The organism is Faecousia intestinalis (assembly GCF_040096185.1).
In the GTDB taxonomy this organism is placed as follows: Bacteria; Bacillota; Clostridia; order Oscillospirales; family Oscillospiraceae; genus JAZOXB01.
This window is the reverse complement of the sequence record NZ_JBBMFF010000270.1, coordinates 37,567-57,087: the sequence shown is the minus strand read 5'-3', so window position 1 is coordinate 57,087 and position 19,521 is coordinate 37,567. Positions and strand designations below refer to the sequence as shown.

The window sequence follows — 19,521 nt, the reverse complement described above, 5'->3', positions numbered from 1 at the left end:
TTTTTGGGTAGAATGAAATCGGGTTTGGGTTGGATTCATTGTCGGTAACAGTTACAATATGTGGTGTGGTTAGATTATGCTAACTACGCCACATTTTATTTTTCCGTACAAGGATAGGAGGATATTGTTTATGGATGCAAAGAAAAAAAGTGCTTCCCGACTTGAGGGAAAGGACTTAATCACGATTGGCATTTACACGGTTATCTATGTTGTTATTGTCATGCTGGTGGCGATGCTTGGCTTCATCCCCATTTTTATTCCGCTGATGGCGGTGCTGTGCCCTTTGATTGGTGGCATCCCCTATATGCTGTATGTTACAAAGGCTAAAAAATTCGGGATGACCGCAATCATGGGTTTCCTGATCGGCCTGGTCATGGTGTTCTTTGGTAACGGCTATCTTACGATGGTAACAGGGCTGGTTGGCGGTCTGATTGCTGATGTAATTTTGAAAAACGGCGGATATAAAAGCGCAAAGAGCAGCGTTCTATCCTGCGGCGTGTTCAGCATTTGGGTGTTTGGCAACTTTGCTCCCATTTTCCTGAACCGCGAAAGCTATATGGTTATGCTGACTGAAGGCTATGGTGCGGAATATGCTGCTACGCTTAATAGCTATATGCCGATGTGGATTGCTCCTGTTCTGCTGGTTGCCTGCTTTGTGTTCGGACTTGTCGGCGGTCTGCTTGGCAAAGCAATTTGTAAAAAGCACTTCCAGCGTGCAGGTATTGCGTAATGGCGCGGGAAATTCTGCTCAGCAAAAAAACAGAACAAGGGTTGCGGCTTGATCCGCGTACAAAGCTGTTGCTCATCTTCATCATAAGTATTTTTGTCATGGGAGGAACAGGCGGAGAGGCTATGGGGCTGATCCGCCTTGTTCTTTGTGCGGTTCCGGCACTGTTGTTGCTTACTTCAAAACAATTTGTAAAAGCCGTAAGCTATATTGCTGTGTTCTCTGTTTTTTACGCTGTTCAAGTTTATGTTTTACCACACCTTACAGGAATATTGAATTTTCTCGTGCTGTTTACAACAGGATTTTTCTGCCGTATCCTTCCCAGCGTTGCAATCGCTGCGTATGCAGTCAAAACAACAACGGTTAGTGAATTGATTTCGGGCATGGAAAGAATCCACATGCCTAAAGAAGTGACAATCCCCTTAACTGTCATGTTCCGCTTTTTTCCAACTGTCTTTCAAGAGTCGGAAGCAATCAGTGATGCCATGAAAATGCGGGGGATTAAACTCGGTGGGAAAAAATCTTCAAAAATACTGGAGTATAAGTTGATTCCAATGATTACCTGTTCCGTGAAAATTGGGGAGGAACTTTCCGCTTCTGCGATTACCCGTGGCCTTGGCGCTCCCGTTAAACGGACAAATATTTGTCAGCTTAAATTCAATTTCGCTGATGTGGTGCTGATTTTGTTCTGCTGCTTTGTAGTATTTTGGGCGATTGCTTCCCCGATAATTTCCGCAGGAGGGATTTTGCCATGATAGATTTTCAAAATGTTTCTTTTTCTTATGGTGAAGAATCCAGCGGCGGAGGGATTAGAAATGTCAATCTCACCATAAACACAGGGGAATTTGTTTTACTCACGGGAGAATCCGGCTGTGGGAAAACAACGATTACCCGTTTGGTAAACGGGCTGGTGCCTCATTATTACGAGGGCAATTTAGAGGGTGATGTCCTTCTGGACGGAAAAAGCGTATCAGATACGCCGCTTTATGACTTGGCTGCTATGGTGGGATCTGTATTCCAGAATCCCAAAAGTCAGTTTTTCAACGTGGATACGGATAGTGAATTAGCCTTTGCCTGTGAAAATTTAGGCTATCCCCAGGAAGATATCCTGAAAAGGATTGACCGTACAGTTTCCGATTATCATATTGAAGATTTGATGGGGCGAAGCGTGTTTGCTCTGTCCGGGGGCGAAAAGCAAAAAATAGCCTGTGCTTCATCAAGTGTATTGCTACCGGGAATTATGGTCCTTGACGAACCATCTTCTAATCTGGATATGGCTGCTATTGATGACCTGCGGCAGGTCTTGAGCCTCTGGAAAAAGCAGGGCAAAACAATTCTGATTGCAGAACACCGCCTTTACTACCTTCACGATCTTGCAGATCGTGTGCTGTATGTAAAAGATGGGGAGATTGAACGGGAATACACGCCTGCTGAATTTGACAGTTTATCGGATAGCACTCGAAAAGAAATGGGGCTGCGGCCGTTTTCTCTCTCGAAGTTGAAACCCGCGAATCAGTATCAGGCGCATACAGCTAAACTGATGGAATTTCAAAATTTCTGCTTTGCGTATAAAAAGCGGGAACCGGAAAGCCTCCATATTCCGAGTGCTGAACTGCCTGTTGGAGAAACGATTGCCATTATCGGCCTGAATGGCGCTGGAAAATCTACTTTGGCCCGCTGTATTTGCGGACTGGAAAAGAAGTGTGGCCTTTTGCAGGTTGACGGGAAAACCCTTGATTGGAAAGCCCGGCTCAAACATTGCTACATGGTAATGCAGGATACCAGCCATCAGCTATTTACCGAAAGCGTGATGGATGAAGTGCTTCTGAGCATGGACAACGAGGATGAAACTGTTGCAGATGAAATCCTTAAACAGTTTGATCTGCTGGAATATAAAGACAGGCACCCGCTTTCTCTTTCCGGCGGGCAAAAACAGCGGGTAGCGATCGCATCTGCCATTGTGAGTAACCGGGAGATCATTGTGTTTGACGAACCAACCAGCGGGCTTGATCTCAAACATATGTGGGAAGTTGCGCGGAGTTTGAAGTCACTCGCGGATCAGGGCAAAACGCTTCTTGTTATTACGCATGATCCGGAGTTGGTGATGGCGGGATGTTCGTATGTAGTCCATATGGAAAAAGGGCAAATAAAAGAAAGCTATCCATTGGACGAATCCGGCAGTAAAAAGGTTTTGGATTTTTTCCGAATCCGCCAGTGAATTTTAGAAATTATGAATGTCAGGGCCGCCTTGACTGGACAGAAAGATAATGATAAGAGGCCGCTTTACTTTGGCGGCCTCTTGTTTTTGAAGCACAGACAGTACGGCTCAATATAAGGAGGGCTTATGTTCAAAAAAATCTTTGAGTACGCAGGGCCATATAAGAAAAATATGTATGTGGCCACGGTTGTCGTACTGGTCAGCGTTCTTATGGGCGTCCTGCCTTTTGTGCTGGCCTATCAGGTCATTTCGCCATTGGTTATGGGCGATTCTGTTGAGACAGAATTTGTTTTATTGCGTGTTATAGGGGTTTTGATCTGTCTTGTTTTGCAGGCGGTTTTATATGGATGGGGATTATCAATTTCTCATAAAGCAGCATATAACACATTGTTCCGGCTGCGGGTATCTCTGCAAGAGAAGTTTGAGAAACTTCCCCTTGGCATTGTGGAGGAAAAAGGGACAGGGACAATCAAAAAGCTGTTTGTCGATGATGTGGACAGCTTGGAATTGCTCCTTGCTCATTCAGTCCCGGAGGGTATCGCAAATTTGCTGATCCCGCTGGTGATTTATGTTGCTATGTTTTGTGCGGACTGGAAACTGGCTCTTATGTCTTTGGCCTCTATCCCGATCAGCCTGCTCTCCATGGTCATTATGTACTCTGTTGGAATGAAGCGCATGGGTCCCTACTATCAGTCTGCACAGAAAATGAACAACACGATCATTGAGTACATCAATGGTATGGAGGTTGTCAAGGTTTTCAACCGGGAGAGTGAATCTTACGAGAACTTCCGCAAGGATGTAACGGACTATCGGGATTATACCTTGGCATGGTATAAGGCCGCCTGGCCCTGGATGGCGATATACGGAAGTCTGCTGCCCTGCACTGTTATTCTGACTTTGCCTCTTGGGGCATGGTTTGTTCTCTGTGGCATAAGCACTTTACCTGATTTGATTTTAGTCCTCTGCCTTTCCCTCAGCATTGGGATTCCTCTCCTGAAAGCACTGGGCTTTATGGAGACGATTCCGAATCTGAATTATAAGATCACGGCACTTGAACAGATGTTAAATGCGGCACCGCTGCAAGCTGCTGAGGATGATTTCCACGGACAGGATTTTAACATTTCTTACGATCATGTTTCCTTTGCGTATCAAACGACACAGCCTGGCCCAGATGGGAAACCGATAATAGCGGAAAACGAAGTCCTCCACGATATTACCCTTGTGGCAAAAGCAGGACAAAAAACTGCCCTGGTTGGTGAATCCGGTTCTGGCAAGAGCACCCTTGCAAAACTGTTGATCCACTACTATGACCCGCAGAAAGGGAGCATTTCCATTGGCGGGCAGAAACTTTGTGATATGAGCCTGGAGGCATTGAACAGCCGCATTTCCTATGTGGCTCAGGATCAGTACCTGTTTAACACCTCCCTGCTGGAAAATATCCGTCTTGGACGTTTGGATGCTACCGATGAGGAAGTAATGGAGGCGGCGAAGAAAGCCCAGTGTATGGAGTTTCTGGAAAAGCTGCCGCAAGGTATTCACTCCATGGCGGGCGATGCGGGGAAAATGCTTTCCGGGGGGCAGCGCCAGCGAATTTCCCTGGCGCGAGCAATATTGAAGGATGCCCCGATTGTAGTGCTTGACGAGGCCACGGCCTATGCTGATCCAGAAAATGAGGAAAAAATGGAGGCTGCTATTGCGGAGCTGGTGAAGGGAAAAACCTTGGTAGTTATCGCTCACAAACTTCCCGCTATAATGAACGCAGATCAAATATGCGTTATGGATCACGGAAAGATGGTGGCAACCGGAAAACATCAGGAGCTGATTCAAGCTTGCCCAGAATACCAAAAGTTGTGGAAAGCGGCTCAGGACAGCGCCGAGTGGAAAGTATCTACTGCAAAGGAGGGAAGATAAATGTTTGCATTGATTTCAAGAATCCTGAACCTCTCCGGGAGGTATAAAAGCCGTATTCAGGCTGCATTTCTATGTGCATTTGTCGAGTCCATTCTCTCCAAAATGCCGATCTTCATGGCGTTTATTGTCTTTGCCGGGTTTGCTGATAATACGCTGACTGGAAAGACCTGTCTGTTTGTCGGACTTGGATTATTAGCTGTTGTAGTGGTTCAGACAGTGGTTCACTATTTGAGCGACCGTCTGCAAAGTGCCGCTGGATTTATGATCTTTGCTGATAAACGGATGGAGTTGGGAAATCATTTAAGAAAAATGCCGATGGGTTACTTTACATCGGGGAATATTGGCAAAATCAGCTCTGTTCTCAGTACGGATATGGTTTTCATTGAGGAAGTTTCTATGAGTACCATTGGCAACATGATGAGCTATATGCTGTCTACTTTGGTTTTAGCTGTTTTTATGTTCGTACTGGATTGGAGACTTGGGCTGATTGCGGTAATCATTACCTTGCTGGCATCGCTGGTTGCAAAATATATGAATAAGGTTTCCTTCAAGGAGGCTGTCGGGCGTCAAAACCAAAGCGAGAATTTGACGGATGCGGTCTTGTCTTTTGCTGAAGGAATTGGGGTTATCAAAAGTTACAATCTGCTCGGAGAAAAATCTGACGAATTAACGGAAAACTTCAAAAAATCAAGGGATGTCAATACGAAGTTTGAGCAGAAAATGACACCGTGGACCACTGGCTTAAACATTCTCTATGGCGTGGGTATTGCCGCTATCTTCGGTTTATCCGTTTTTTTACATCAGGAAGGCGTACTCTCCCTGGCTTATCTTTTGGGCGTGCTGCTGTTTGTCTTTGATCTCTTTGGGCCTCTGAAAGCTCTTTATGGAGAAGCAACCCGACTGACCGTGATGAATGCCGCATTAGACCGCATTGAAGCTGTTTTGGACGAGCCCGAACTTCCCGATAACGGAAATCAACATATTCTGTCACAGGCACAGCCGGATCAGCCAGAAGTACAATTTAGCGATGTGGCCTTCGCCTATCAGGACAAGGAAGTCCTGCACAACATCAGCTTCTCTATGCAGAAGAATACCATGACCGCACTTGTGGGACCGTCTGGCGGTGGCAAATCCACGATTGCGAACCTTCTGGCGCGGCTGTGGGATGTGAAATCTGGAACGGTAACGGTTCGCGGGACGGATATTCGGGATGTGCCGCTGGCTGAGTTGATGGAACAAATCAGCATGGTATTCCAGCGCGTGTACTTATTCCAAGACACAATTTATAACAATATCAGCATGGGCAAACCTGACGCCACTGAACAGGAAGTCTATGAGGCAGCTAAGAAAGCTCGGTGTTATGACTTTATCATGGCTCTGCCGGATGGATTTCAGACTGTTGTTGGCGAGGGCGGCGCTACTTTGTCCGGCGGCGAGAAACAGCGTATTTCTATTGCCCGCTGTATTCTGAAAGATGCCCCGATTGTAATTTTAGACGAAGCAACAGCCAGTGTCGATACTGATAATGAAAGTTACATTCAGGAGGCAATCAATGAGCTGGTCAAGGGTAAGACATTACTTGTAATTGCACATCGGCTGAATACCATCCGGCAGGCAGATCAGATTTTGGTAATCTCTAATGGACAGATTAGCGAACAGGGAACCCATGATGAGCTTATGGCAAAAGCCGGAATTTATCAGGAATTTGTCAATATCCGAAAAAAATCTGCTGGATGGAGCCTTACATAAGGGAGGAACGGATGAAACTTCATGCGTCAGGCGAGGACTACTTAGAGGCCATACTAATGCTGCAAAAGAAATCCGGCATGGTACGCTCTGTTGATCTTGCCCGACACATGGGCTTTAGCAAACCGAGTATCAGCCATGCAGTAGGTGTCCTGCGGGACGGTGGCTTTCTGACCGTGGATAAAGATGGTTTTCTCCATCTGACAGACATAGGCCGGGAGATTGCCGAGAAAATTTATGAACGGCACCGATTCTTTACGGAGCAGCTTGTCGCTGCCGGTGTCGATCAGGAAACGGCAGAGCAAGACGCCTGCCGGATAGAACACGCAATCAGCGAGGAATCCTTTCAGAAATTGAAAGACGCTTTAAGGAAGGAAGGTGATGACATGGGAAACTAGCGGTACTTGATTTATCGGAGAATGGCCGGCAGATTGGTGAGAAACTTTTTGTTTTGCTTGATGTTGAGCAGAAACGCGAAATGATACAGTTTGTCCTTGAAACAGAACAACAGCAGGGCTTTTCGGCCATCCCATGTACTAACCCGGATTCTTTTGGCGCACGGATAGATACGTCTCAACCTTTAACAGAAATTCGGGAAGGTGATCTGTATTTTTGTCTGGAAGAAAGAGAGGTCGCTGTCCAAGGGAAAAAGGTAGATTTGTCGGTCAGAGAGTTTAATGCCCTTTACTTATTGCTTATGAATCGAAGACGAGTAATGACCTTTGAAACCATAGCCTACCATGTATGGAGTGAGGAATATGTTGAGAACGAACTAACTGCGATTCATAACATAATGAGTCGGCTGCGGCAAAAACTCAAAATATCCCCGGACATTCCAGATTATATTATCAGTGTGCGCGGTGTTGGATATAAATTTGACACAACGCAGCAAAAGAAGTGAAATTACAACATCTTGATTAACTTCTGAGAAAAAGGTGAACGGAGGCTGATTACTATACCCTATATAATGTCCCCAAAGTAACAGATTGGGGGAAGTATAAAAGCAATACCGTTCTAATCTGTTTGTGCTCCCCCAGGTATGGGGGCAGACATGCACATTTGGAAGGTCCAATATTTCTACAGAAACCGACAACGATATAGCCGAAAATCTTTTAGTGCCGCAGCTCAAAACGCTGCGGCGCTTTTTGTATCGACATATTTTTATCCTTTTCCCCAATACTCAACAAAATATTCCTATGAGCGCGTTCCTGAAATAAAACAGGTACGCGCTTTTTTCATATCTGAAAGGCGGACAAGCCTATCTGATTTTTTTCTTGTAGGCGGAACTCCTGGCTGTCGCTCCCCGCCCTCTGATTTCGATTTTGCCTATCAACTCAAAAATTGAAATTGGAGGATAATCTAATGAAAAAGATCAATCTGCGGGATTATTACCCGTTTTATACAACTGATACCATTGTGGAAGTGCCGGACGAAGTGGCTGATTTGCTCCATGAGTATAAGCTGAATGAGGCGGCTTATATTTTGCGTACATACCGGCACAAAGCATATTTTTCGCTGGACTATGATGCCAATGTCGAGCGTGACGCTCTGGTAATTGTCCTGACACCTGCGGATATTTTGGAACGGAAAGAAGAAAATGCCAGGCTGTATCAGGCACTTGCCTCTTTGCCGGAGAAACAGCGGAATCGGATTTATGCGCACTATTTTCTTGGCATGAGCAAATCGGATATTGCAAAAGCGGAGGGCACCCATAAGAGCCGAATTACTCGCTCTATCAATGCCGGCCTGCGAAGTTTGGAAAAGTTTTTGAAAGAACTTTCCTGACAGACGGCAACTTTGCCCCCGAAAATGAAATGAATAATAGAGGGACATATTCGGCAGACAAGTCCAATGGGTGCGGCCATACAGCACATGCTCTGGTCCACCCCAACTATAAAATGTCATAATGGCCGTGCCCTCGTTGCACTTTGACAACCGAATATACGTTGCTATGGGTACGTCATTCTGTGTTCCGAGCGGCAAATGGAGCGGCGCAAAGACAGGCAGCCAGGGAGGTGATGAATCCGGCTGTCCGAGCGATCCACGCAATCCATTGACCCGGCTGTGGCAGGCCGGGCGCGACGACGGCGCAGATCATAATGGTACTTTTTCACAATCTCTCACGGACTTGAAGGGAAGTCCCTGCGGTGTGCGCTTGCTCTGGCAAAGCGGCGGCATCTGCGGGGCTATGATGCGGTAAAGCTGGCCGCAGCCTATGGCAACCCCGCTTTGTGTAGACAGAGCTGCCGGGGGGCGTGGCAAATACGGCAAGCAAAATCGAAATCAGATACAATGGGCCGGACCTGTTTCTATTTATAGGGCGGGTCCGGCTTATTCATGTGGTTTTGATAGACCAGTAATTTCAGGAAGGAGTTGGTATTATGGAGAATATTACTGCTGGCGGAAGCGGTTCATTGGTAGACATTCGGGATGTCACCGTGGATAAGGAGCTTCCCCGCGAGGAACGAATCACTGAATTTGTGCGCCAGATCAAAAACCCTTACCGTTTTAAGTGCGGACGTTTTACCGTCCGGGCCAGCTTTGCCCCTGGCGGTGCCACCCTGGAGGAATGTATCAAGGGTATTTTACGGTGAAGCAAAATTTCTTCCAGAAAAGGGCTGACTTTCCCGTAAGAGCGTGGTACAATAAGAGTCGGAAAAGGAATTGAATACGGCATAACCACACTTCTTGAATTGCGGGGATTTTTCTGCGCAACGAAAGGAGTGTTTTTTTATGCAGGTTTATAAAGCTATTAAGTATATCCGTCTTTCCTATACGGATGACAAGTCGGTGGAAAGTGACAGCGTTGCCAATCAGCGGCGGCTCATTGATGATTTCATTGCCCGGCACCCGGAGATTGAGGTTGTGGCAGAAAAGATTGACGACGGTTACAGCGGTGTCCTCTTTGACCGTCCAGCATTTCAGGAAATGATGCGGATGATCGAACAGGGCGAGGCTAACTGTGTCATTGTAAAAGACCTTTCCCGCCTGGGGCGTGAGTACATAGAGACGGGCCGTTATATGCGTCGGGTATTTCCGGCCTACGGCGTCCGTTTTATCGCCATCAATGACAATGTAGACACGGAAAATGACGCTGCAGATGATCTCACCGTATCGGTAAAAAACATTATGAACGAGGCATACTGCCGGGATATTTCCGTAAAGACCCGGAGTGCCCTGGATGTGAAACGACGCAGCGGTGATTTTGTTGGAGCTTTTACTATTTACGGTTATGTAAAAACTGGCGACAAGCATAAGAGTTTGGAAGTTGACGAGTATGCAGCGGGTGTGGTACGGGATATTTTCAGAAAGCGTCTGGAAGGATTCAGTGCTTCCCATATTGCTGATGAACTGAACCGCATGGGTATTCTCTCTCCGCTGGCTTATAAGAGGAATCACGGGATGCCCCATGCCAAAGGCGGCTATACGGACCGTAAGGATTGTAAATGGTCTGCCACTACCATCATCCGCATTTTGAAGGACGAAACCTATACCGGGACACTGGTGCAGGGAAAACAGACAACGCCCCACTTCAAATTGAAGGAGCGTGAGGATAAGCCTTCATCCGAGTGGATTCGTGTAGAGGGCACCCATGAGGCGATTATCCAGAAACACGATTTTGACCTGATTCAGCGACTTCGCCGGATTGACACCCGGACCTCTCCTAAATCGGATAAGGTATATCTGTTCTCCGGTATTTTGATCTGTGGATGCTGCGGCTGCCGCATGACCCGTAAGACAAACCGCTACAAAGACAAGGAATACCACTACTACTATTGCCCTACGGGCAAAAAGAATGGCTGCGCTTCCTCTGTGATGCTGAAAGAGGACGACTTGATCGAGTGTGTGCAGGACAGCTTAAAGGGCCATATTGAAAATGTGGCTTCTCTGGATTCGCTGTTGTCCAGTATCAGTCAGGAACGGATCAACCGGGAACTGGCCCAGGAATACGCCGGACAGATCAGAGCCAATGAAAAACAGTTGGCACAGATTGAGGGTTTCAAGACGAAGCTCTATGAAAATCTGGTGAGCGGGATTCTTACCAAAGAAGAATATCTATCCTACAAGCGGAAATACAATGCGGACATTGAATTGCTGCAAAAGGCAGTTGCGGAATGGGAGGAACGGCTGACAGATGTATTGGAAAACCGCAGCGAGCGGAACCGCTGGATCAATCACTTCATGCAGTTTTCCACGATGGAGGAAATTGACCGCCGCGCAGTCATGCAGCTTATCCGCAGTATTCGCGTGATTAGCAAGGACGAGCTGCATATTGAATTTAATTATCAGGACGAATACAAAAAAGCGGTTGCCCTGGCAGAGCAGATCGTAGAACAGGCCGCGGAAAGGAAGGTGGGTTAAATGGCAAGAAAGAGCAGAAAAGAAACAGTAATCACGGCTGAGCCAGTACCATCTTTATATGTTCATGTAGCACTGTATATCCGGCTTTCCGTGGAGGATAACAAGAAACGGGGATGTTCGGTGGAAAACCAAAAGCTGGTCCTGAATGATTTTCTTGCTGATAAACCGGATTTTGTCGTCTATGATACCTATATCGACAACGGCATGACGGGCACGAATTTCCATCGTCCGGGCTTTCAACAGATGCTTTCGGATATTGAGGCAGGCTATATCAACTGTGTGATTGTTAAGGACCTATCCCGCCTGGGGCGTAATTCCATTGATACCGGCTATTATATCGAACAGTATTTCTACACGCACAATGTCCGTTTTATTGCGGCTACAGATCAGTTTGATACGGCAGACCCCGGCAATCTTCACGGAGGCATTATGCTTCCGCTGAAAAACATGATAAATGAAGCCTATTCGCTGGATATTGGCCGGAAGATCAAGGCCCAGGCAAGGCAGGCCATGAAAGACGGTGACTATATTGGCGCACGGGCTCCATACGGCTACCGGAAAGACCCGGAGAACTGTCATAAACTGCTGATTGACGAGGCCGCCGCTCCTGTTGTGCAGCAGATTTTCCAGTGGGCTTATGAGCGTGTAGCGTTAAACCGTATTGTGCGTAATCTGAATGAAATGGGGATTCCTGCCCCAAGCCATTATAAAAAGACTACCGGTGAAATTACCAGCCCTGGGCTGATCGGGAGCGGGAAATGGCAGACCCGTACTGTAATGAAGATACTGGAAAGTGAGGTTTATACCGGTGATCTGGTACAGGGCAAGACCAAAATTGTAGACCACCAGCAGGTACAGGCCGGAGACGATAATCTGATCGTTGCAAGGCATACCCATGAGCCTATTATCAGCCATGCGGTTTTTGAGGCGGTACAGGACTATCGGAAACAGGTCTGCGAGCAAAGCAAGGCTGTGCCAAAAAAACCATATACCCCCAATATCTTTAAGGGAAAGGTATTCTGTGCGGATTGCGGCAGGAGTCTCCACCGGCAGCGGGCGGAGCGCAAAAAAGGGCCGGATATTTACTGGTTTCATTGCCTTACCAACAGCCGGGTAGAAAAAGATAGCTGCAAGGGTGTGATGATACAGGAAACGGAGCTGATCGCTACGGTCACATCTGTTTTGGAGAAAGAGCTGACGGTTGCCCTGGGAATGTCTCTCCCCCTCTTTCAGTTGGAGGCAAGGCAAAAACAGGAAAAGGATAAACTCAGGGGCCAGATGTCATCCAAACGGCAGGAAATTGAAAAGAAACGCCGGTTGATCCGCGGCCTATATGAGAACTTTGTACAGGGTGTTTTGACAAGCGAGGAATACTTTGAACTGAAAGCGGATTATGAGGAATCCATCAATACACTGTCCGGTGAGATCACCGAGCTTGAAAGGGATATGGATGCTCTCGACGAACAGTTTGTACGCTACCGGACTATGGAAAAGGATGCAAAGTCACTGGCAAAGGATCACCTGCTTACGGCAGAACTGATTGACCGGCTGATTGAGCGGATCGAGATAGACCACAAACGGGATATTCATGTGACCTTCCGCTTTAAGAGTGAATTTCAGGGAAAGGAAGTGGAGTCATGCGCAAATATGTAATTGCCCTTTATATTCGGTTATCCGTGGAGGATATTAAGACAGAAAGTTTGAGTATTCCGAACCAGCGCCTTATCCTGCGGGAAAAAGCCATGTCGCTGCCGGAATGGGATAATGGCGAGGTTTTGGAGTTTGTCGATAATGGCCATACGGGTACGAATTTTGAACGTCCCGCAGTGCAGGAGCTTTTGACGATGGTGCAGGCAGGAAGTATCGACTGTATCATTGTCAAAGACCTATCCCGGTTTGGACGCAACAGCATTGAGACCGGTTATTTCATCGAGCGGGTGTTTCCGCTCTATCACACCCGGTTTATCTCTGTCAGCGACGATTTTGACACCGTCAATTTCAAAGGAGATACCGGAGGGATTGATGTTGCCTTTAAGTATCTTATCAGCGAGTGCTACAGCCGTGATATGTCCATGAAAACAAAAAGCGCCAAATATGCGAAGATGCGCCGGGGCGAGTACCAGAGCGTTATCTGTCCTTACGGCTACCGCAAAAGCGCAGACGGGCGTATGGAGCCGGACGAAAATGTTGCGGGAAATGTCCGTCTGATATTTGAATGGGCGGCTGAAGGCAATACCGCAGCAGAGATCACCCGCAAGTTGTACGCCCTCCATATTCCCACGCCTGGAGAGTATCGGAGGGATAACGGAAAAGACCATTATAATGTGTCAAGGACACACGGCGTATGGAGCAGTTCAACAGTCCTGCGGATGCTGGAGGATCAGCGGTATATCGGCACCTACATAATCGGCAAACGCAAGGTGCAGGAAATCGGCAGCCGCTGCATGAAGCTCAAAGATGAAAGCGAGTGGTTCAAAATCCCCGACCATCATTCCGCGATTGTCAGCAAGGAATTGTTTGAGCAGGCCAATACTTCTATTAAGCGTTTTTCCCTCCCCAATAAAAAAAGGCGTGACTATCTGCTTCGGGGAAAGGTGTTTTGTGGATGCTGCGATCATGCTATGTCACTCAGAAATGGAGCATGGTTTTATTGCCGTCATTCCGAAGTGTCAGAAAGTTTTCCCTGTCATGGCGTGCGGGTAAAGATGGCTGATCTGGAGCAGGTAGTCTTTGAGACGATCCGGGCGCAGATGTGTCCGGCGTTGGGAATCGACGGCAGTAAAGATAAGCTGGATTTACAGACGGTCCAGCAGGCCGAGCATGAAGATAAGTTGCGGGCTATACAGGACAGCAAACGGCAGCTTTATGAACGGTATGCGCTTGGCGAGATCGATCTGGAAACCTACCGGTCACAGAAAGCAGTATATGACGCGGAACTGGTACAGGCCAAGAATGTCCATGCCGCTATCACAGCGCAGACCAAACAGATACAGAGTGATTATGAGGCGAGGCTGAAACAGCGGGAAATTGTTCAGGAAGTAGGCAGCACCGATGTCCTGACGCAATCGCTGATAGACCGGCTTATCAACAGGGTATATGTTTTTCCTGGGGATCGGATTGAGATAGAATATGTTACGCAGGACTTTTTAGGAACGGAGAAATCTGGAAAGGAAGCATGAGCCATGAATACCGTATGGAACAGCTACGGGCAGCTATTGCAGCTGCCCGAAAAAACTTCAAAAAAGATGCAAATTTTTTTGTCGTGGGCTTGACATACGGGTGCCGCAGATCATGAAAGCGAATCTTCCGCATACCGTTCTTTTGCAGAATCAGCGGAAAATGCTGTGTGAGATATCCGGGCTTCACAAGTTCACCGATCTCGTTGACATAGATATAACCGGTGTATTTTTTGCAATAGGAACGCCCGCATAGTTTTTGATTCAACTCCTGCTGTGCTTTCAGACGGTGCAGCAATTCTTCAAACGGCGGGACAAGCGGCAGACTGCGGTAGCTGGATTTCGTCTTTGTCCGATCCTTTTGGATGATTTTGCTTTTGCCATCTATGGTCGCCTGCGTGACGGTATGCCGGATAGTAATGGTTTTCTTTTTGAAGTCGATCGCGTCCCACTTCAAGCCAACCGCTTCACTTCGGCGCAGTCCGTAAAATGCGCCGAGGATAACGCCAAGCTCTATGGGGTCGCCTTTGACGATCTCAAAAAGGCGGTTTAGTTCATCTTCTTCGTAAACGCTGCCGACAAACTTTTCTTTTTTCGGTCGCTCAATGCGATCCGCAGGGTTCGTATCAATCAAACCGAGCTTGAAAGCGTGCTGTAAGGCTTTACGGATATTGGCATGACGATGTATGACCGTGTTTGCGGAAACACCTCGCACCATCAATTCGTAGGTGTAATAATCCTGTATGTGTTTTGGTGTCACCTCGCACAGCGCCAGTCCGGGATGGTGTTCTTCAAAGTACGGAATGATCTTGTTTTTGATCCCCATTGCATACGCCCCGTAGGTGGTTTCCTCCACATTCTTTTTCGTCATTTCCAGCCAGTCAAGCAGAAATGCAGTGAAAAGGATCGTGCCCGCAGGGGCTTTGCCTGTGCTTCGTTCGATCGCTCTTGCCTCTAATTCGGCTTCTTTTGCGGCACGAGCTTCGGAAAGCATTTTTTCGGCACGCTTTTTGTTTCCCTTTACGGTTAGACCCGTGGATTTCGACGGCGTGTGCCGTTTGCCGTATTCGTCCACATAATTCAGTACCATATGATAGTACCCGTTTTTTTCTCGCAGATGTCCTGCTACCATAATAAAACCTCCTTTGAGTGGTACAGCGTAGATTCATCTGCCATTGACATTCATATTGTAGCAGAAAGAACCTCGTAGGCCAAATGTGCAAACGAGGTTTTACGCATTAGATTTATCTATCAATTCCAAGTATTCCAGAATGTTGAGCTTCGGGATTCGATAATGACGGCCGACGATAAAGCTCTTGATTTCGCCGGATTTCAAAAGCCGATATGCCGTTTTATCGCAGATGCCACCGAGCATTTCACACATCTGCTCGACATTGACTACATCGGGATATTCGGTGAACAACAATTTATAGGCTACCTGAGATTCCATAGGTAGTCCTCCTTACCGTTTCTTCGGAATCAGCTCATAGTCGTATCCCTTCCGCTGATTGCAGTAGGTGCAGGTATCCTTTTCGATCTGCTGCGGCTCGATCCTGCGCAAAGAATAAGCACCCGTGCCGCAGAAGTTATCGGCGCAGGTGCTGCAAAGGCAGAGGATCAGTTTTTTCGGGACGCTTTCGATCAGACCGATGCTGACCGCCAGCGCATGGTTGATGCCGCAAATGTGCTTTTCGGACAGATGCCCGATGAAGTTGCCCAAGCGTCGCTTATCGACGGTGCGCAGCTGTTCCAGCAGGACGATGGAGGGCAGCTCCAAGCCGTCCTCGGCGTCGATGTAGTAGTGGGTGGGAAGTTTGGCTTTCACGCCGGTTTTGCTCGTAATGGAAGCGATAATGACCGTGGGGCTGTGTTTGTTCCCGACATTGTTCTGAATGATCACGACGGGGCGATAGCCCTCCTGCTCGGAGCCGATACCCCGGCCTAGATCGGCGTAATACATATCGCCGCGCAAATATGTGTGGTTCATTCTGTGATGACCTCCTTTGTGTATTTAGGCGTTTCCGCCTATGTAGAGGTCAAGCGGCAGAACAGAATTGAGGTCGGTGAGAGATAAAGCATTCTCCGTTTCGTCTGACCCGTCCCGCCGCTTGACCGTAGTATTTTGAAGAAAATCTATTTGTCCTCGACACCCCGATTTTCTATTGGGAAGTCATCAAGCGGCCGATGGCTGTCGGCTCCACGGGAATTTCACCCTCACGAGGTTCTCTCGCAACCGCCCCCATTGCCTGCGACGGCTTCACGGTCGAAATGCCGCTTATCACGCTCGGACTGTGGCTGGACGGGAGTATCGTTAGCCCTATTGCCGGTCGTCGCCGGGGCGGGAGCCACCCGCCCGTGATAGCCGACTGTTTCTCGCTCCCCGCAATGCGGATTATGGCGCAGCCGCTAATGTGGCTCATGCTTTCGCAATGGCAATAGGAATGTGCTTGATGAATGGTTATTCGGTTGTCAAAGATCATCCCTGCTTGCCGAAAAGGAAAACAGGCAGAGAGTTTTCGTACCTCTCCACCTGTTTCCTCACTTAAAGGCTATTTGTGTAGTCTGAACTCAAAAATTTTTGAAAAACTTTTTGAGCTTTTCCACGGCGATGTCTACACTGAATTTCACTGCCCGTTTGGTGCATCCCTCCATTTCTGCAATCTGCTCATAGGTCAAGCCTTGAAAATAGTAGAGGATCAACCTCCGCTTTTGTATTTCGGGCAGTTCAGAGATCGCCCTATGTAACTGCGCATATTCCATGCTCTGCAAAGCGCTTTCTTCGACCGTCGCCGGGCGATGCACGGCTCGGTCATACAACGATGCCTCCGTGAGCTCCGACTGCTCATAGTGGCGATCCACCTCGTTCAGATAGGAGAGATCGTCCAACTCAAAGGAATCGAACAGTGTAAATACGGCAGCACTGATCTCAACATGATGCCGATCGCCTTGCCCGTCCAAAAAGGTCAGCCAATGGCGGCCGTCCTCGGTCGTGCTGATGGTATAGGGATCATATTTGTCCTTTCTTCGTTTCGGATGGTTTCCATCCATAGCGTTATCCTCCGTTTCGATTTGAATTTTTGAATGATCCAAATCGGACGGAGGGCTGCGGCAGCCTACGCTGCCACGCAAAAGGCACAGATATAGCAAAACGCACCTGCAAAGCGGCAGAAGCCGCAAAGCAAGTGCGTTTAATTCATTATTATAATGACCGTGCAGTTCAGCATCAAGGAATGAGTAGAAATCAAGTTGAATAATTGATGCAAGCGATGGATCAAGCGCCCGATGCTTTTGTCATGCTTTCAGGATAATCCTCATTGTCCGGTCACAGCAGCGAAAGCATCTATCAAATCGGCATCATGTTTTTGCTATACACCGCAAGGTGACAACCATTTTACGGATTTCCGTAGCCATATCCTTGAAGACATAAGACTTCAAGTCACCAAAATGGGCTCTAAACTGCAAGCGAATCTTTTGGTATATGGCACTGTCGGTCATTTTCCTTGTGCAAATAGGTGATGCAACGGATCAGTGAATCAACTTACCGTCTTTCATCTTTAGTAGCACATCGGCTACCTCTGCTACTGCGGGATCGTGGGTGACAATGATAACACAGCGATTTCCCTCATGGGCCAGCCCTTGCAGAATACCAACAATGTTTCGGCTGTTTTCACTGTCCAAATTGCCGGTAGGTTCGTCTGCCAGAATAAGCTCACTGCCTGAGGTTAGCGCGCGGGCGATAGCCACTCGCTGCTGCTCTCCTCCGGAGAGCATATTGGGAAACCGCTTGAACTGATCCTCCTTCAACCCAACTTGCAGAAGTTTTTCTGCTGCGAGCTCATCCGCTTTTTTCTTTGGCATTTTGCGGACATACAGGGGATAGGCGGCGTTCTCCAACACGGTCAGGTGTTGAAACAAGTTGAAATTCTGGTAAATCACGGACACATGGTTCAGCCGGTAAGAATCACGGTTCATTTTCGCCGTGGATTCTCCGTCTAATTCGATCGTGCCGGAGGTCGGCACATCCAGTCCTGCAAGCAACGATAGAAATGTAGTCTTCCCGCTGCCGGAAGGCCCTACAATGGCATAAACATGCCCCTGTTGAAAAGTGCAACTGACACCATTCACAGCCCTTACTGTCTGGACTGCATTTCTATATTCGTATGTAACTTGTTTGGAAGTCAGGATATTCATATTCAATCCTCCACCTTCATGAGATTCATAACATTTATGCTTGTGATCCGAAGTGCTGCAACCGCGGAACCGAGTAAAAATATACCTGTCATCAGCGCAGCATGAAGCAATGCACTTGTCTGTATTTCGCCTTCCAGAAGAATGCCACCAGCTATACCGAAGAATGCACCTGTAAAAGCGAGAATAGAAAGTTCTCCCATGACCAATCCAAAAATTTTACATTGTTTCATGCCGAGGCAGCGCATGACAGCAAACTCTTTTGTCCTGCCGCGAGTTGCCAGAAAACTTGCGAAAAAGCCGATGCCGCCGCATACAATGATCAAAACCGGCAGCAACAGATGCAGCATGGAAAGGTTCGCCTGAATCTCCTCTATATTTTTCTGATAGGTCTCATCGTGGATTAAAACACCAAAAGTAAGACCATCCATTTGATTGCTGAGATCCGGGCGAACAAACCACTCGTAAATATACGATTTGCTTTCTTCCAGCTTTTGATTGTTTCGGATATCGAAAGAACAGCTGTCCGTCAGAAAAGCAACGGAAACGCCTTCACTCCATGACATGAAATAGGGACAATATATTTCATTGCTCGGGCCGTTTGTAACAGTCCCTATGATTCGCAATCGTGCAGATTCGCCCATATCGGCGGCAACGGTAATGTATTCGCCATCGGTGACCAAGTCAGATGAAATCAGGCATACTTGTTCTTGCCCGCGCAGAACTCCTTCCTCCCAGTCTTCAAAAAATTGGACATAGACCCCTTCTGCTTGAGAAAGAGCGGGATCGGAATCGATCGAGAGAATCCTGCTGAGTGTTGCGCCTTCCGGTTTCTCCAATGACATTTTCGCTTTTGCCCGCACGTTTTTTACATAATCGTCCAAATAGCATTCCCGCAACCGTCGTTTCCCCTCCAACATCTCTACAAAAGCCGAAAGCATTTGCAGGTTGCCGGAATCAGTACCTTTTGCATTTGTTACGGTGCAGGAAATTGTGGTATTCTCAATCGTGTTGCATAAAGCATTCTCCTGACGGATAGTTAAATTCTGTAAGATCATTGCAGAAAGAGCCCCTGCGGCGGCAACCGCAATAAGGAGCAGACTTGATGTCCATCGGCGGAGCATGGCAGTCAGTGTTACACTTTCAAGAGCGTGACCGTTTTTTTGAGACATAGACAATTATGCTCCTTTCAA

The 19,521-nt window shown here is 47.5% G+C and carries 18 protein-coding genes; 12 read left to right on the top strand and 6 right to left on the bottom strand.

All coding sequences use genetic code 11. The annotated features are described in order from the left end of the window. Nucleotides 1-130 precede the first annotated feature (130 nt). The 12 genes from WMO66_RS13800 to WMO66_RS13745 all read left to right on the top strand — a co-directional run bounded on the left by WMO66_RS13800 (nt 131) and on the right by WMO66_RS13745 (nt 14,143). A complete protein-coding gene (locus WMO66_RS13800; RefSeq protein ID WP_009249994.1) occupies nt 131-730 on the top strand; it encodes an MptD family putative ECF transporter S component in 600 nt (199 codons plus the stop codon). After that, nucleotides 730-1,482, top strand: a complete 753-nt coding sequence (locus tag WMO66_RS13795; protein ID WP_009249995.1) for an energy-coupling factor transporter transmembrane component T — start codon at nt 730-732, stop codon at nt 1,480-1,482. Before WMO66_RS13800 ends, WMO66_RS13795 begins: the two co-directional genes overlap by 1 nt. Further along, nucleotides 1,479-2,945, top strand: a complete 1,467-nt coding sequence (locus WMO66_RS13790) for an ABC transporter ATP-binding protein (RefSeq protein WP_009249996.1) — start codon at nt 1,479-1,481, stop codon at nt 2,943-2,945. Before WMO66_RS13795 ends, WMO66_RS13790 begins: the two co-directional genes overlap by 4 nt. A 126-nt stretch (nt 2,946-3,071) precedes the next feature. Further along, nucleotides 3,072-4,856: an ABC transporter ATP-binding protein gene (locus WMO66_RS13785; RefSeq protein WP_009249997.1), complete on the top strand. Its 1,785-nt coding sequence runs from the start codon at nt 3,072-3,074 to the stop codon at nt 4,854-4,856. Then, nucleotides 4,857-6,605 carry an ABC transporter ATP-binding protein gene (locus WMO66_RS13780; protein ID WP_009249998.1) on the top strand — a complete coding sequence of 583 codons (1,749 nt, stop codon included), beginning with the start codon at nt 4,857-4,859 and terminating at the stop codon, nt 6,603-6,605. It abuts the gene before it with no gap. A gap of 11 nt (nt 6,606-6,616) precedes the next feature. Next, entirely contained in the window at nt 6,617-7,000 is a 384-nt protein-coding gene (locus WMO66_RS13775; protein ID WP_009249999.1) for a metal-dependent transcriptional regulator, read from the top strand. A gap of 53 nt (nt 7,001-7,053) precedes the next feature. Then, the gene (locus tag WMO66_RS13770) at nt 7,054-7,503 is read left to right on the top strand and encodes a winged helix-turn-helix domain-containing protein (RefSeq protein ID WP_009250000.1); all 450 of its coding nucleotides are present in this window, start codon (nt 7,054-7,056) and stop codon (nt 7,501-7,503) included. 461 nt (nt 7,504-7,964) lie between these two features. Beyond that, nucleotides 7,965-8,387: a sigma factor-like helix-turn-helix DNA-binding protein gene (locus WMO66_RS13765; RefSeq protein ID WP_009250001.1), complete on the top strand. Its 423-nt coding sequence runs from the start codon at nt 7,965-7,967 to the stop codon at nt 8,385-8,387. Nucleotides 8,388-8,983: 596 nt separating this feature from the next. Then, complete coding sequence (locus WMO66_RS13760; protein ID WP_009250002.1) at nt 8,984-9,196, top strand: DUF6870 family protein; 213 nt, start codon at nt 8,984-8,986, stop codon at nt 9,194-9,196. Between the two features lie 139 nt (nt 9,197-9,335). Next, nucleotides 9,336-10,964, top strand: a complete 1,629-nt coding sequence (locus WMO66_RS13755) for a recombinase family protein (protein ID WP_009250003.1) — start codon at nt 9,336-9,338, stop codon at nt 10,962-10,964. After that, entirely contained in the window at nt 10,965-12,617 is a 1,653-nt protein-coding gene (locus tag WMO66_RS13750) for a recombinase family protein (protein WP_349136975.1), read from the top strand. After that, nucleotides 12,602-14,143 carry a recombinase family protein gene (locus WMO66_RS13745; RefSeq protein ID WP_009250005.1) on the top strand — a complete coding sequence of 514 codons (1,542 nt, stop codon included), beginning with the start codon at nt 12,602-12,604 and terminating at the stop codon, nt 14,141-14,143. The genes WMO66_RS13750 and WMO66_RS13745 overlap by 16 nt, the downstream gene beginning before the upstream one ends. Here the strand turns inward: WMO66_RS13745 and WMO66_RS13740 are convergent. The 6 genes from WMO66_RS13740 to WMO66_RS13715 form a co-directional block, all read right to left on the bottom strand. Beyond that, nucleotides 14,097-15,272 carry a site-specific integrase gene (locus tag WMO66_RS13740; RefSeq protein ID WP_349136974.1) on the bottom strand — a complete coding sequence of 392 codons (1,176 nt, stop codon included), beginning with the start codon at nt 15,270-15,272 and terminating at the stop codon, nt 14,097-14,099. The two genes, WMO66_RS13745 and WMO66_RS13740, sit on opposite strands and share 47 nt — an antisense overlap. Before the next feature lie 99 nt (nt 15,273-15,371). Beyond that, entirely contained in the window at nt 15,372-15,590 is a 219-nt protein-coding gene (locus tag WMO66_RS13735) for a helix-turn-helix domain-containing protein (RefSeq protein ID WP_349136973.1), read from the bottom strand. Between the two features lie 12 nt (nt 15,591-15,602). After that, nucleotides 15,603-16,127 (bottom strand): type II toxin-antitoxin system PemK/MazF family toxin, encoded by a 525-nt coding sequence (locus tag WMO66_RS13730; RefSeq protein WP_349136972.1) that lies wholly within the window; start codon nt 16,125-16,127, stop codon nt 15,603-15,605. 581 nt (nt 16,128-16,708) lie between these two features. Beyond that, on the bottom strand, nt 16,709-17,188 hold the full coding sequence (locus WMO66_RS13725; RefSeq protein WP_349136971.1) for an RNA polymerase sigma factor: 480 nt from the start codon (nt 17,186-17,188) through the stop codon (nt 16,709-16,711). 477 nt (nt 17,189-17,665) lie between these two features. Beyond that, a complete protein-coding gene (locus tag WMO66_RS13720) occupies nt 17,666-18,331 on the bottom strand; it encodes an ATP-binding cassette domain-containing protein (protein ID WP_177716544.1) in 666 nt (221 codons plus the stop codon). 2 nt (nt 18,332-18,333) lie between these two features. Then, nucleotides 18,334-19,500 carry an FtsX-like permease family protein gene (locus tag WMO66_RS13715; RefSeq protein ID WP_349136970.1) on the bottom strand — a complete coding sequence of 389 codons (1,167 nt, stop codon included), beginning with the start codon at nt 19,498-19,500 and terminating at the stop codon, nt 18,334-18,336. Between the last annotated feature and the right edge of the window lie 21 nt (nt 19,501-19,521).

Bases quoted from the DNA above. Each gene is read 5' to 3' on its own strand.
- WMO66_RS13800 (WP_009249994.1), top strand. From the start codon at position 131: ATGGATGCAAAGAAAAAAAGTGCTTCCCGACTTGAGGGAAAGGACTTA.
- WMO66_RS13795 (WP_009249995.1), top strand. From the start codon at position 730: ATGGCGCGGGAAATTCTGCTCAGCAAAAAAACAGAACAAGGGTTGCGG.
- WMO66_RS13790 (WP_009249996.1), top strand. From the start codon at position 1,479: ATGATAGATTTTCAAAATGTTTCTTTTTCTTATGGTGAAGAATCCAGC.
- WMO66_RS13785 (WP_009249997.1), top strand. From the start codon at position 3,072: ATGTTCAAAAAAATCTTTGAGTACGCAGGGCCATATAAGAAAAATATG.
- WMO66_RS13780 (WP_009249998.1), top strand. From the start codon at position 4,857: ATGTTTGCATTGATTTCAAGAATCCTGAACCTCTCCGGGAGGTATAAA.
- WMO66_RS13775 (WP_009249999.1), top strand. From the start codon at position 6,617: ATGAAACTTCATGCGTCAGGCGAGGACTACTTAGAGGCCATACTAATG.
- WMO66_RS13765 (WP_009250001.1), top strand. From the start codon at position 7,965: ATGAAAAAGATCAATCTGCGGGATTATTACCCGTTTTATACAACTGAT.
- WMO66_RS13760 (WP_009250002.1), top strand. From the start codon at position 8,984: ATGGAGAATATTACTGCTGGCGGAAGCGGTTCATTGGTAGACATTCGG.
- WMO66_RS13755 (WP_009250003.1), top strand. From the start codon at position 9,336: ATGCAGGTTTATAAAGCTATTAAGTATATCCGTCTTTCCTATACGGAT.
- WMO66_RS13750 (WP_349136975.1), top strand. From the start codon at position 10,965: ATGGCAAGAAAGAGCAGAAAAGAAACAGTAATCACGGCTGAGCCAGTA.
- WMO66_RS13745 (WP_009250005.1), top strand. From the start codon at position 12,602: ATGCGCAAATATGTAATTGCCCTTTATATTCGGTTATCCGTGGAGGAT.
- WMO66_RS13740 (WP_349136974.1), bottom strand. From the start codon at position 15,272: ATGGTAGCAGGACATCTGCGAGAAAAAAACGGGTACTATCATATGGTA.
- WMO66_RS13735 (WP_349136973.1), bottom strand. From the start codon at position 15,590: ATGGAATCTCAGGTAGCCTATAAATTGTTGTTCACCGAATATCCCGAT.
- WMO66_RS13730 (WP_349136972.1), bottom strand. From the start codon at position 16,127: ATGAACCACACATATTTGCGCGGCGATATGTATTACGCCGATCTAGGC.
- WMO66_RS13725 (WP_349136971.1), bottom strand. From the start codon at position 17,188: ATGGATGGAAACCATCCGAAACGAAGAAAGGACAAATATGATCCCTAT.
- WMO66_RS13720 (WP_177716544.1), bottom strand. From the start codon at position 18,331: ATGAATATCCTGACTTCCAAACAAGTTACATACGAATATAGAAATGCA.
- WMO66_RS13715 (WP_349136970.1), bottom strand. From the start codon at position 19,500: ATGTCTCAAAAAAACGGTCACGCTCTTGAAAGTGTAACACTGACTGCC.